The following is a 12,374-nucleotide window of genomic DNA, read 5'->3' as shown; positions in this document are numbered from 1 at the left end:
GTGCGGGCGGGGGCACGGGCAGCGGCGCGAGCCCGGACGCCGGGGCGTGCGGAGGTGCGGACTCGGGATCGGGCTCCCAGCGATCGACGATGAGGGTCCGGTCGGTCACGGTTGTCTCCAGTCGTGGCTAGTGGTGACTCCGGTCAGGACACCGGCCAGAACACCGCTCTGGTAACAGGCCACGCTAGGCAGCCCCGTCCGCCCTGTCGCCCGCCGATGACATGAACTCCCGTCTCCCCTTTCCGGTGGATACGATCGTCTGATCGAGGGAGTCCCAGCCCTGGCCCGGCTGGATGAGGCCGCGCTCATAGGCGTAAATGACGACCTGCACGCGGTCGCGTACGCCGAGCTTCTGGTAGAGGTGCTGCACGTGCGACTTGACCGTGCTCTCGCCCAGCAGCAGCATGCGGGCCATGTCCTCGTTGCGATAGCCGCGCACCAGCAGCCGGAAGACGTCGACCTCCCGGTCGGTCAGCCCGATCAGCTCGGGCACCGCCGAGGCCGACAGCACCGGCCTGCGGGCGAACTCCTCGATCAGCCGCCGGGTGACCGACGGCGACAGCAGCGCCTCGCCGGAGGCCACCGTGCGGACCGCGCCGACGAGCTGCTCCGTCGGGGTGTCCTTGAGCACGAAACCGCTCGCCCCGGCCCGCAGCGCGTCATAGAGGTTTTCGTCCTGGTCGTACATCGTGAGGATCAGGACGCGGGTGACCGCCCCGCCGCCCGCGGCGGGCGGGCCGCCGTGCGCGGTGAAGATCTCCCGCGTGGCCTCCAGGCCGCCCATGCGGGGCATGTTGATGTCCATCAGCACGACGTCGGGGCGCAGCGCGCGGACCTGCCTGATCGCCTCCACGCCGTTGGCCGCCTCGCCGACCACCGACAGATCGCCCACCCCCTCGAACGTCGCCTGCAGCCCGCTGCGGACCAGCGGCTGGTCATCGACAATGAGCAGACGGACACATCTCATGAGCTTCCCCCGTCTCTGTGGATCGTCTGGCGCGCCCGCGCGCCTGCCGCAGGGCGTGCTCCTCGGCCGGCAGCCAGGCCTGCACCACGAAGCCGCCGGAGGTGAGCGGGCCGCAGACGAACCCGCCGCCCTCGGTGATCACGCTCTCCCGCAGCCCGGCCAGCCCGTGGCCGCCCGCCGCGCGCGGCACGTATCCGGCAGGCCGCCCGCAGCCGTTGCGCACGCTCACCGACAGCCGGTCGCCGCCGAACCCGAGCCGCACCCGGACCGTCGAGCCGTCGCCGTGCTTGAGCGCGTTGGTGAGCCCTTCTCTGACCACGCGCAGGGCGATGGCCTCCACCGGCTCGGGCAGCCTGCGCTCGGCGCCGGAGATGGCCAGCTCGACCGGGCCGCCCGGCTCGTCGTGCGGCACCTGGGAGACCACCGAGGCCACCCGGGCCGACAGCGGGTCGGCGCGGTCGGGCGCGGCCTCCGCGCGGTCACCGCGCAGCACGCCCACCGTACGCCGCATGTCGGCGAGCACGACGCGGACCGTGTCGTCGATCGACTCGGCCACCGGACGCGCCTGCGGCGCGACGGACGGCAGCCTGCGGGCCTGCATCGCGATCATCAGCAGCCCGTGGCCGACCGTGTCGTGCAGCTCCCTGGCGATGCGGCGGCGCTCACGGAACACCTCGGCAACCGCCGTGCCCGCCGCAGCGCCGGCTTCCGTGGCGGGCTCGCGCGCGCCGGGCGGGTCGCCGCCCGGCTGCTCGGCGGCGCGCCCGAGTGCGCGCAGCACGAGGGATGCGCCGACCACGAGCAGCGCCCCAAGGGCGGCGGCGCCGAAACACTCTCTTCCCATCACGGCACCCTGGCTCCCGTTCAGCACGAGTCGTGCACGCCGACGACGTACACTAACTCATTGTTGCTGACCGTATGCGAAGAGTAAAGAGCGCGTAAGGTCCACTCGCCTCCCGATTGCGCGGACGCGCCGGAAAAGACGGCCGGCGCGGTGCGGGCGCCGGCCGCGGGCCCGGTCAGGCGACGTGGACGGGGCCGGAGGCGCTGCGTTCGGCGATCATCGTGTGCAGCTCCATACGCGCCGTACGACGCAGCCGCCGCAGTTCGGCGGTGACGGTGTCCTGTTCCTCACTCCTCTCGAACGCCCGGAACGCCGCCCGGTCCACCCAGTCCGACGTGATCACGTAGGTCGGCTCGGCCGCGTCGGTCCGGCACAGCGTCTGACGGACGCAGCCGGACCACCGGCCGGCCCAGTCGGCCACGTCCGCCCAGGCCCGCTCGAACTCCGCGGTGTCGCCCGGCCGGACGGTGAAGACGAGCACCGCCCGTACCGGCGGCCCTGGATGGGGCCCGGTGTCCATCATCCGTCCTCCTAATGATCCGCCCAATGATCCGCTGGGGATCGTGATCCGTGGTTGCCGAATCTCATGAGCCGTCCCTGCCAGAGTTCCGCCGGAATCGGCCGCCGTCTTCCCGCCGCCGTACCGGTCGCCCCCTCCGTCGCGTGGTGGAGACGCTGGCCCTGCGGAGGTAGACAGCGCTGATAGGCAATGACCGTGGATCGGACGATCGCGGGAGGAGACCCATGGAGTTGAAACTGGACGGCAAACGCGCCCTGGTGACCGGGGGGACCCGGGGCATCGGCCGCGCCGTCGCGCTGACCCTCGCCGGGGCGGGCGCCGACGTCGTGACCTGCTACCGGCAGGAGTCGGAGGCTGTCGAGGCGGTACGGCGGGACCTCCGGCTGACCGGCGGCAACCACCATGTGATCCAGGCCGACGTGAGCGACCACGAGCGGGTCGCCCACCTGGCCGCCGAGTGCCGGGCCCGGCTCGGCGGGCTCGACGTGGTGGTCAACAACGCCGGCGCGGTCTCGCACGTGCCGTTCGCCGACCTGTCCCACGAGGAATGGCGGCGGATCGTGGAGACCAACCTCACCGGCGCCTTCTCGGTGGTCCACGAGACGCTGCCGCTGCTGCCGGCGGGCGGCTCGATCATCCTGATCGGCTCACGGGTCGCCATGGTGGGGCTGCCGCAGCGGGCCCACTACACCGCCTCCAAGTCGGGCCTGCTGGGATTGTCGCGCACGCTGAGCAAGGAGCTCGGCCCCAAGGGCATCCGGATCAACGTGGTGCAGCCGGGGGTCATCCAGACCATCGACATCCCGGCCGCCCGGGCCGAGCACTACAAGTCGATCATCAGCCTGGGCCGTCTCGGGCAGGCGGAGGAGGTCGCCAACGTGGTCGCGTTCCTCGCCAGCGACCTGGCCGGCTACGTGACGGGCGCTACCATCGATGTTGACGGAGGCACGTGATCGTGCTGCGGCGCAGGCTTGAGGAGGTCGTTTGGTGACCGGCCGTATCCGCGTCCTGCTCTGGTACCGCGTGCCACCCGGGGCGGAGGCCACGGTGACCTCCGGCTACCACGCCATCGCCGACACCATCGCGGGCACGCCCGGGCTGCTCTCGACCGAGCTGTGGTGCTACCCGGGCGACCCGGGGGCGTTCGCCGTGACCAGCGAGTGGGCGAGCCGCGAGGAGTTCGAGCGTTGGGAGCGCAGCCCCGGGCACCGGCCCGCGACCGCGCCGCTGCGCGCCTACTACGACCCCCAGCGCCCGGTCGAGATGATCGAGATCGCCTCGGCATCGGAGGGCGGCCCGGCGGCCAGGGCCCGCACGGCGTGAGCGCCCGGGGGTGGCCGGTCATCGGCGACACCCCCGGCTCTCGCTACCTGGTGAAGCCGATGTCGGCGTACCGCAGGTCGTGGAAGCCGCGCGCGCCCGCGTTGGCCAGGCCGGACCGCACCGCGACGTTCTGTGGGCGCTGGTAGAGCGGCAGGACGTTGACCTGCCGCCAGATGAGCGCGTCGGCCCGGTTGACGAGCGCGCGGGCCTCGGCCGGATCGAGCTCCCGGCTCGCCTTGCGGATGGCCGCGTCGATGGCGGCGCCGCCGATGCGGCCCAGGTTGGCGTTCCAGTGCTTGCGTCCGCCGGGGGCGCGCACCCCGTCGGAGTAGAGCCCTTGCGAGCTGGACAGCGGGTACGGCGTGCCGATGTAGGAGAAGGGCGCGATGTCGTAGTCGCCGGGGATCACATACTTGGCGAAGAAGTCTTCGCCGGGGACCTCGCGCAGCACGAGTTCGATGCCGATCTCCTTGAGCATGGCCTGCGCCAGCTCGCCCTCCGACCGGCCGAGCTGGAGACCCGCCGGGATCAGGAAGGTGAGCCGGAGCGGCCTGCCGTTCTTCTGCCTGACCTTGGGGGCGGCCAGGGCCGGGCCGCCCGCCTGGGCGGGCAGGCGCCAGCCCGCCTCCTCCAGCAGCCGCCGCGCCGCGGCCGGGTCGTGCCGGCCGATCTCGCCCGCGTTGGAGCGGTAGCCCCGCTGGCTGGGCATGAAGAAGTGGTTGTCCAGCACCTGGCCGGGCCAGTCCAGGCCGGCCAGGTCGGATCGGGCGATGGCCGCGCGGTCGATGCCCATCGCGACGGCCCTGCGCACGGCCGGGTCGGACAGGATCGGGCTTTCGCCGTTGAAGGTGAAGTGCCGGAAGTCGGGCCCGGCCGCCTGGCGTACCCGCGCGTCCGGGGCGTTCTTGGCCTTGCTGTAGGCGGGGGCGGACGCGCCGACATCGGCGATGTCCAGCTCGCCGGCTGCGAACGCGCCGGGCAGCGCGCCGACCGGCATGGCGCGGAAGACGATCCGGTCGAGCTTGGCGGGCGGGCCCCACCACGCGGGGTCGCGGACGATGGTCACCGTACGGGCCGCCGGGTCGAAGGCGCCGAACTTGAACGGCCCCGCGGTCACCGGCAGCGCGTTCAGCCAGGACCGGTCGAACGCCTTGGGGTCGGCGTTGGTGCCCTTGGGGTAGAGCGGGGTGAACAGCGAGCGCCAGTCGGCGAACGGCCGGGCGAAGGTGATCACCACCTGGTGGTCGTCGCGGCCCTTGGCGACGCTCTTGATGTCCCGGTAGCCGGTCGTGGACGCGACCCGGCGGCCGTCGCCCCTGCCGTCCAGCGCCTTCCACTGGGCCTCGTAGTCGGCCCAGGTGATCGGGGTGCCGTCGGACCAGCGCGCCTTCGGGTTGAGGGTCAGGGTCACCACCTGCCGCGGGCGGGTCGAGGTGAGCGCGGCATCGGTCACGTAGTCGGGGTCGGGGGTGACCACGGCCCGCTCGTCGGAGCGGAACGGCGCCGGCATCAGGGCGTCGGTGACCAGCTCGACCTCGGGCAGGTTGCCGTCCACGTGGTTGCGGTTCCATTGGAGGGGGAAGTCGTCGATCCCCCAGCGCAGCGCGCCGCCGTCGGCGACCTGCTCGCGCGGGACCGGGTTGATGTCGGACGGCCTGCCAACCGTGGGCACTGCCTGGTCCGCCGGCTCCCCACCGGAGCCGCAGCCCGCAGCCCCGGCCAGCGCGCCGCCGACGAGCATGACGGCACATCCCGACCGCAAGTGCCGGATTTTTCCCACAATCCCCTCCAGAGTCACACACGTGTGACCGCGCGGCGGAAACCGCCGTTCGCCCCCGATCACGATCACACCGCTGCACTACAGAGTGTAATCACAACTGGACGCACGGCGATCGTTTCCGCCGCGCCCTCGCAGAGTCGGCGATCAGCCGGCCGAACATCGCGACGCACCGCCGCCCACTCCATTACCGAGATCGCCGATCAGGCACGGAATCAGCGATCGGCCGGCTCGACCACCACCGCCCGCACACCGTCACTGATGACGGTGACGAGACCAACCGCACCCGCCATACCACCAGCGACCGGCCGAACCGGCCACTACCAAGGTCAGCGATCGGCCAGCTCGTCCACTGCGGCCCGCACATCGTCGCTGGTGATGGTGGTGAGATCGGCCGCGCTCGCGGTTTCGCCACGGGCGGCCAGCCGGACATCGCGGCGCATGGCAGCCCGCTCGAACAACGACCGGGCGAACCGGCCGTTGCCGAGGTTGTCGATCAGGCCCTCGCCGCAGACCCAGGTGAAGACCTCGGTGAGGTCGCGCCCGGCCGCCTCGTCGAACCGGTCGCCGGCCTGCTCGGCCAGCAGCTCGGCGATCTCGGCCAGCTCGTTCGGCGCGTAGGAGGGGAAGCCGACGCGCTGGTTGAACCGGCTGGCCAAGCCGGGGTTGGTGGACAGGAAGGCGTCCATCTCCCTGGCGTAACCGGCCAGCACGATCACCAGCCGGTCGCGGTCGTCCTCGGCCCGCTTGAGCAGCGTCTGCACGGCCTCCGCGCCGAAGGCGTCGCCGCCGGAGTAGCCGGAGTTGATCAGGCTGTACGCCTCGTCGATGAACAGCACCCCGCCGAGCGCCCGGTCGACCAGCTCGTTGGTCTTGATCGCGGTCGCGCCCAGATGCTGGCCCACCAGGTCGGCGCGCTGCGCCTCCACGACGTCGGGCCGGGCCAGCAGCCCGAGCGCGGCGAAGATGCGGCCCAGGATGCGCGCCACCGTGGTCTTGCCGGTGCCCGGCGGACCGGCGAAGACGAAGTGCCGCATCTGCGGCGGGGTGGGCAGGCCCTGCTCCTGGCGCATCCTGGCCACCCGGAGCTGCGCGGCGATGGCGTGTACCTGCCGCTTGACCGGGTCGAGCCCGGCCATCCGGTCGAGGTCGGCGAGCGCCTCCTCCAGCGTGGGAATCGCCGCGAAACCGCGGAACCTCGCGGTCAGCTCGTCGAACGCCTTGGTCACGTCGGGAATCGCGGTGACCACCAGGTCGTTGGCGCTCGGCGCGCCGCCCGCGCCCACCACCCGCACATCGCGCGCCTGCGCGGCGGCCTCCACGAGGCTGCGGGCGAACCTGGCGTTGCCCAGCTCGTCCACCAGGCCGCGGCGATCGACGTCGGACAGCAGCCCGGCCAGCACCGGACGCGCGTCGGCGGCGAGGCGGTCGCCCCTGCCGCGCTGCAACTCCTCGGTGATGCCGAGCAGTTCCTCGGCGCTGTAGCTGGGGAACTTGACCCTGGTGGCGAACCTGGAGGACAGCCCGGGGTTGGACGACAGGAAGGCGGTCATCTCCTTCTCGTAACCGGCCAGGATGATGATCAGCCGGTCGCGGTCGTCCTCGGCCCGCTTGAGCAGGGTCTGCACGGCCTCGGAACCGAACCTGTCGGCCTGGCCGTCGCCGGTGTTCATCAGGCTGTACGCCTCGTCGATGAACAGCACCCCGCCGAGCGCCCGGTCGATCAGCTCGTTGGTCTTGATCGCGGTCGCGCCCAGGTATTCGCCCACCAGGTCGGCCCGCTGCGCCTCCACCACATAGGGCGTCTCCAGCAGCCCGAACGCGTAGAAGATCTTGGCGAGCGTGCGGGCCACGCTGGTCTTGCCGGTGCCCGGCGGCCCGGCGAAGACGAAGTGCCGCATCGGCCGTTCGGTGGTGTAGCCCGCCTCGGCCCGCAGCCTGGACGCCTCGATGGACGCCGCGATCGAGCGCACCTGCTCCTTGACCGGCAACAGCCCGATCATGCGCTCCAGCTCGCCCAGCGCGTCTTCCACCGAGATCGGCGGGGGCGCGGCGGCCTCGGCGGAGGCCGCGCCCTGCTGCGGAGCGCCGTCGCGGGCGCGGGCCTGGACCGGCTTGGCCTCGCCCGCGGTGAGCGCGGCCCGGACCCTGCGGGCGGCGGCGAACCGGTAGGCCAGCACCACGGCGGCCCCGGCCCAGGCCCCCCACAGCGCGACGACCGGGGAGGCCAGGAACAGGGCCCCGGCCAGCAGGCCCGCCACCACCAGCGCGGCCAGTGTGGTGGCCCACGGCGGGACCCAGCGGATCAGGTGGGCGATGCCGGCCACGACGCCGCCGAGCAGCATGAGCACCACGGGGGCGAAGGACTGGCTGCCGAACATGCTCTGGAAGACCGGCAGCAGCATCGCCCAGCCCGCCACGACCAGGGCCGTGGCCGCCGCCCGGGGAAAGCGCAGGGTGAGCGCGAGGAAGCCGAGCACGACGAGGGTGAGCAGGAGGGCCTTGTCGAGCTGCCAGCCGAGCGCGATGGCGACCCCGACGGAGGCGATGGCCGCGACGACGTAACCCGCCCGCCGGACGGCCGGTGATATCTGGAAATAGCGAACTCGGATCTGCTCGAACAGACCCCTGGCCGCTGCACGCCCCGTCGGCCGGGCCCTGCCGGAATCCCGCATCACGCCTCCCCGGTCCGCCCCCGGTTATACCGCACGGGAGCGACATTTGGGCGCCTGCGCCACCCGGCGTTTCGCCGTGGCGCGCCGCGTGTTCCGGGGCCGGCCGCACGCGGGTGTTCGGCCCGGCCCGTCGTCTCACGGGCTCGCCTGGTGAATCGCTCGGAGGAATGCCTGGTGCCGGTCAGGCGCGGCCCGGCCGGTCACCATGGTGCCTTCCCTGATGGCGGCCCGGGTATTCGCCGATGACGACTTCCTTCGGCGTCACCCGCAGCACCTCGGCCTCGGGGTCCCCAAGGGCTATCCCGCGCACCTCGGCCCAGAACCTGCGTTCCATCGGATCGGCCACGAAGACCGCCACCTTGGGGTCGCGCTCGGCGGCCTGCCACGCCTCGTCGGCGGCGATCAGGCGGAGTTCGCCCGCGGGGCCGACCGAGGCCACGGCTCCGACGGCCAGGGCGCGGGGGCCGCTCGCGTCGGCGTAGGCGAGGACCACGCCGCGGGAGGAGGTGAACGCACGCCGTACCTCCTGGCTCAGGCCGACGCCGGGACGGACGTCGGCGGGGGGCCACGTCCCGCAGCCCTCGCACATGACCAGGGAGGGCCGCCACGGGCCCGGGGAGCCGCGCCACCAGGCCCGTACCGCGCGCAGCGCGAACACCAGCGCCATGGCGAGCAGCGCGGCCAGCCCGGTGCGCCATCCCCACACCGCGGCCGGGCCGGGCAGGACCGCGGCCGACAGGCCCAGGCAGGCCACGAGGAGCAGGGCCAGGGCCGCGCCGAGGGAACGGTCGGCGGCGAGGACGGTCCGCGTACGGCCGGCCAGTCCGGCGGACCGCCTGATCCGCGCCAGCGCGAGCGGCACCACGAGCGCGCCGAGCCCGGCGTACGGCCGGCCGGCGCCCGCCGCCACCCCGGCCAGCGCCAGGGTGACCGACCAGGCGCGGACCGTCAGTATCCAGATCGCCACGGCGGCGTCGCGCCTGGCCGTGCGCTCGGGCAGCGCGGCGGCGAACTCCGCGAGCGCGCGCACGGGCCTGCCCCGCCATCCCTCGGCCAGTACGCGGACCATCGCCAGGGCGGGCGCGTTGCCGAGCACCAGCCCGGCCGACCCCGCCCACGCCACGCCGAAACCCCCGCCGGGCAGCGTGGCGACGGCGACCGCGTAGGCGACCATCACCAGCGGCGTCACGCCCACCGCCACGCCGAACCACAGGTCGCGCCCGAGCATCCCCGGCACATATCCCCAAATCCGAATTTTGCGGGCCTGCCGCAGGGTGAGCGCCGCGACGATCACGAGCACCAGCAGCCCGCCGGTCCGGGCCTCAGCGCGCAGACCGGTCAGTGCCGCGACCGCAGCCACCGCCGCCAGGGCCGAAGCGAGCAGCGCGCGGACCTGCCTGGACCACACCTCCAGCGCCCGCCGCGCCCGGCCGGTCTCCCGGGGATCGACGGGCCAGTCGTCGTCGTGGTGACCGCGCGGGCGTTCCCAGCGCAGCAGTGTCAGCCCGAGGTTGATCCGCGCCGCCGGATGGCCGGGGGCCTCGCGCAGCGCCGCCCGGTACGCGGCGGCGGCCCGCCCGTGCTCCCCCCTGAGCAGGGCGAGGTCCCCGGCGAGCACGCGTACGTCGGGCTCCTCGGGGGCGAACCACAGCGCCTTGGCCGCCTGGTTCCACGCCTCGCGCCGGCGTCCGGGAATCCGGCGCAGGGCCGATGCCAGGCGCAGCCGGGCGGGCCACGATCCCGGCGCCAGCAGTACGGCCCGCTCGGCCGACTCCACGGCCTCCTGGTCGTGCCCGAGGCGTTCCAGCGCCAGACTCTCGACGCGATGCGCCCACTCCAGGCGCTGATCGCGGCCCAGCGCCTGGCGGGCCGCCTCCAGCGCCGGCTCCGGCTCCCCCGCGTTCAGCCGCGCGACCGCCGAAACGCACCACTCACGCGGATTGTCGGGATTGCGGGGGACCCATGCCGCGACAGGCCCCGGTCGGGGCGGCCGGGCCGTCGCCTCGCGGTCCCTGTCCACGACCGCAATGGTCCGTGGGAGATCACCGTTTGCCTAGGTCTCCGACACATGGCTGTATCTCTCTAGAGAGGTACTCACTCTTCGATCGCACCTTGTCCGCATCTGTGGGGTTAGGTGTAGCCGATCCGTATACCGCCTGACGCATCCGGTGATGCCCGCCCCGGGCGGGGTGCGATGGCCTAAGCTGCCACGCATGTTCGTGCGGGCCGGGTCCCCCTGAGCGGCCATGATCACGTTCGGGATGGTCGCCGACTCCCAGGTTCAGCGGGCCGGGAGCGGCATGCGCCGCCGCCGGGTGAGCCGGTGGGCGGTGCTCGCGCTGCTGTGCTTCAGCCTGCTGCTGATCGCGGTGGACGCCACGGTCCTGCACATCGCGGTCCCGGCGCTCACCGCCGACCTCGAACCCACCGCGGTCGAACTTCTCTGGATCATCGACGTCTACTCCCTGGTGGTCGCGCCGCTGCTGATCACCTTCGGCACCCTCGGCGACCGGTACGGCAGGCGCAGGCTCGTCCTGGCCGGGTACGCGGTGTTCGGGATCGCCTCGGCGGGCGCGGCGGCGGCGGGCTCGCCGGCCGCGCTGATCGTCGCCAGGGCGCTGCTCGGCGTGGGCGGCGCGATGATCATGCCCGCCACGCTGTCCATCATCCGTGAGGTGTTCACCGACCGCAGGGAGCGGGCGTTCGCCCTCGGCGTGTGGAGCGCGGTCGCGGCGGGCGGGGCGGCGGTCGGCCCGCTGATCGGCGGCGTGCTGGTGGAGCACGCCTGGTGGGGCGCGGTCTTCCTGATCAACGTACCGATCCTGCTGGTACTGCTGCCCGCCGCGGCCCGCCTACTGCCCGAGTCCGCGGGCGCGGGCGCCGCCCGCCACCGCTGGGACGCCCTCAGCGCCGCGCTCTCCGTGCTCGGCATCCTTGCGCTGGCCTTCGGGCTGAAGGAGACGGGCTCGGGGCAGGTGCTCGGCGTCGGTCCCGCACTGGCGATCTTCGCCGCCGGGGCGGGCCTGCTGGCCGTGTTCGTACGCAGGCAGCGGCGGCTGGCCCACCCGCTGCTCGACGTGGAACTGTTCGCCCGCAGGGGATTCTCCACCGGCGTGGCGACCGTGCTGTTGGCCGTCTTCGCGCTGGTCGGCCTGGAGCTGATGCTCGCCCAGTACCTCCAGTTGGTGCTGGGCGACAGCCCCTTGGCCGCCGCCGTGCGGATGCTGCCGCTGATGGTCGCCGCCGTCGCGGGCGGCCTCTCCGCCGCCCGCCTGCTGCGCCGCTGCGGGCTGCGGGCGACCATGGGCGGCGGGCTGGCGCTCACCGCGCTGTCCCTCGCGCCGACCCTGTGGTGGGGCACCGAGAGCCACCCGGTACTGCTGACGCTGTGCTTCGCCGGCATCGGCTTCGGCGTGCAGGTGGCGCTGCTGGCGGCCTCCGACACGATCATGGCCGCGGCCCCGGAGTCCCGCGCGGGCGGCGCGGCGGCGATCGAGGAGACCGCCTACGAGCTGGGCGCGGGGCTCGGCATCGCGGTGCTCGGCACGATCACCACCGTCGTCTACGCGCCGGCCGTGCCCGGCCTCGCGGGCGTGTCCGGGGCGGCCACCGCCCAGGCCCGCCAGTCGCTGGCGGCCGCCGCCCACGTCGCCGAGCAGATCGGCGGTACGGCCGGCCGCGCCCTGCTGCGGGCCGCCCGGGAGGCGTTCGTCGGGGCGCTGCACTCGGCGATCGGGGTCAGCATCGCCCTGCTCGCCGCCACCGCGCTGGCCGCCGCCGTCCTCGCGCCCCGCAGGCCGCCGGACGACGACCCTTCATGATGTTCGACCACCCCCCAGGAGGGCAGTCGGCTATGGGCAACCACGACAGGGCGGGGAATGATGAGTGACGTGCGCCGTACTCTCCACGACCTCGCCTCGCTCGCCGCCAGGCTGGGCGTGGGCGGCATCTTCTTCGCCACCGGCTGGCACAAGCTGGAGGCCGGGCTGACCCAGACGGCGGCGCAGTTCGCCACCCTCCAGGCCCCGGCCCCGCAGGTTTGGGCGGCGGTGACCATGCTGACCGAGCTGATCGGCGGGGCGCTGCTGGTCGCGGGCCTCGTGGTGGGGCCGTGCGGGCTGCTGCTGTTCGCCGAGGCGCTGGCCGTCTTCGTGATCGCGAGCGGCGACCAGAGCCTGCCGCTGACCGGCGACGTCGATCTGATCATCGCACTGGGCGCGGCCTCGATCCTGCTGGCGGTGGGCGGGGCCGCGCCCAGTGCGATGATC

Annotated in this window: 10 protein-coding genes; 4 read left to right on the top strand and 6 right to left on the bottom strand. The window is 73.4% G+C overall.

Annotated elements, in window-relative coordinates; genetic code table 11:
- Nucleotides 1-184: 184 nt before the first annotated feature.
- The 3 genes from C1I98_RS25370 to C1I98_RS25360 all read right to left on the bottom strand — a co-directional run bounded on the left by C1I98_RS25370 (nt 185) and on the right by C1I98_RS25360 (nt 2,334).
- Nucleotides 185-967, bottom strand: coding sequence for a response regulator (locus C1I98_RS25370; RefSeq protein ID WP_111169939.1), 783 nt, complete (start codon nt 965-967; stop codon nt 185-187).
- Nucleotides 936-1,811 (bottom strand): sensor histidine kinase, encoded by an 876-nt coding sequence (locus C1I98_RS25365; protein WP_146607619.1) that lies wholly within the window; start codon nt 1,809-1,811, stop codon nt 936-938. The genes C1I98_RS25370 and C1I98_RS25365 overlap by 32 nt, the downstream gene beginning before the upstream one ends.
- A gap of 175 nt (nt 1,812-1,986) precedes the next feature.
- Nucleotides 1,987-2,334: an antibiotic biosynthesis monooxygenase family protein gene (locus tag C1I98_RS25360; RefSeq protein ID WP_111169937.1), complete on the bottom strand. Its 348-nt coding sequence runs from the start codon at nt 2,332-2,334 to the stop codon at nt 1,987-1,989.
- Between the two features lie 221 nt (nt 2,335-2,555).
- Between C1I98_RS25360 and C1I98_RS25355 the strand changes: the two genes are divergently transcribed.
- Nucleotides 2,556-3,284 carry an SDR family NAD(P)-dependent oxidoreductase gene (locus tag C1I98_RS25355; protein WP_111169936.1) on the top strand — a complete coding sequence of 243 codons (729 nt, stop codon included), beginning with the start codon at nt 2,556-2,558 and terminating at the stop codon, nt 3,282-3,284.
- A gap of 34 nt (nt 3,285-3,318) precedes the next feature.
- A complete protein-coding gene (locus tag C1I98_RS25350) occupies nt 3,319-3,654 on the top strand; it encodes an antibiotic biosynthesis monooxygenase family protein (protein ID WP_158558177.1) in 336 nt (111 codons plus the stop codon).
- 43 nt (nt 3,655-3,697) lie between these two features.
- Here C1I98_RS25350 and C1I98_RS25345 read toward each other — a convergent pair whose 3' ends face one another.
- The 3 genes from C1I98_RS25345 to C1I98_RS25335 form a co-directional block, all read right to left on the bottom strand.
- Nucleotides 3,698-5,416, bottom strand: coding sequence for an ABC transporter family substrate-binding protein (locus tag C1I98_RS25345; RefSeq protein WP_233508167.1), 1,719 nt, complete (start codon nt 5,414-5,416; stop codon nt 3,698-3,700).
- A gap of 344 nt (nt 5,417-5,760) precedes the next feature.
- Nucleotides 5,761-8,106: an AAA family ATPase gene (locus C1I98_RS25340; protein ID WP_111169933.1), complete on the bottom strand. Its 2,346-nt coding sequence runs from the start codon at nt 8,104-8,106 to the stop codon at nt 5,761-5,763.
- A 181-nt stretch (nt 8,107-8,287) separates the two neighbouring features.
- Nucleotides 8,288-10,126 (bottom strand): tetratricopeptide repeat protein, encoded by a 1,839-nt coding sequence (locus C1I98_RS25335; protein WP_111169932.1) that lies wholly within the window; start codon nt 10,124-10,126, stop codon nt 8,288-8,290.
- Between the two features lie 226 nt (nt 10,127-10,352).
- On the opposite strand from C1I98_RS25335, the gene C1I98_RS25330 reads away from it, so the two are divergent.
- Together C1I98_RS25330 and C1I98_RS25325 are read left to right on the top strand one after the other, a co-directional pair.
- Nucleotides 10,353-11,927 (top strand): MFS transporter, encoded by a 1,575-nt coding sequence (locus C1I98_RS25330; RefSeq protein WP_111169931.1) that lies wholly within the window; start codon nt 10,353-10,355, stop codon nt 11,925-11,927.
- Between the two features lie 69 nt (nt 11,928-11,996).
- On the top strand, nt 11,997-12,374 hold a 378-nt coding region (locus C1I98_RS25325), incomplete at its 3' end, for a DoxX family protein (RefSeq protein WP_158558176.1).

This window comes from Spongiactinospora gelatinilytica, from assembly GCF_003236385.1.
In the GTDB taxonomy this organism is placed as follows: Bacteria; Actinomycetota; Actinomycetes; order Streptosporangiales; family Streptosporangiaceae; genus Spongiactinospora; species Spongiactinospora gelatinilytica.
This window is presented reverse-complemented; position numbering and strand designations above follow the sequence as displayed.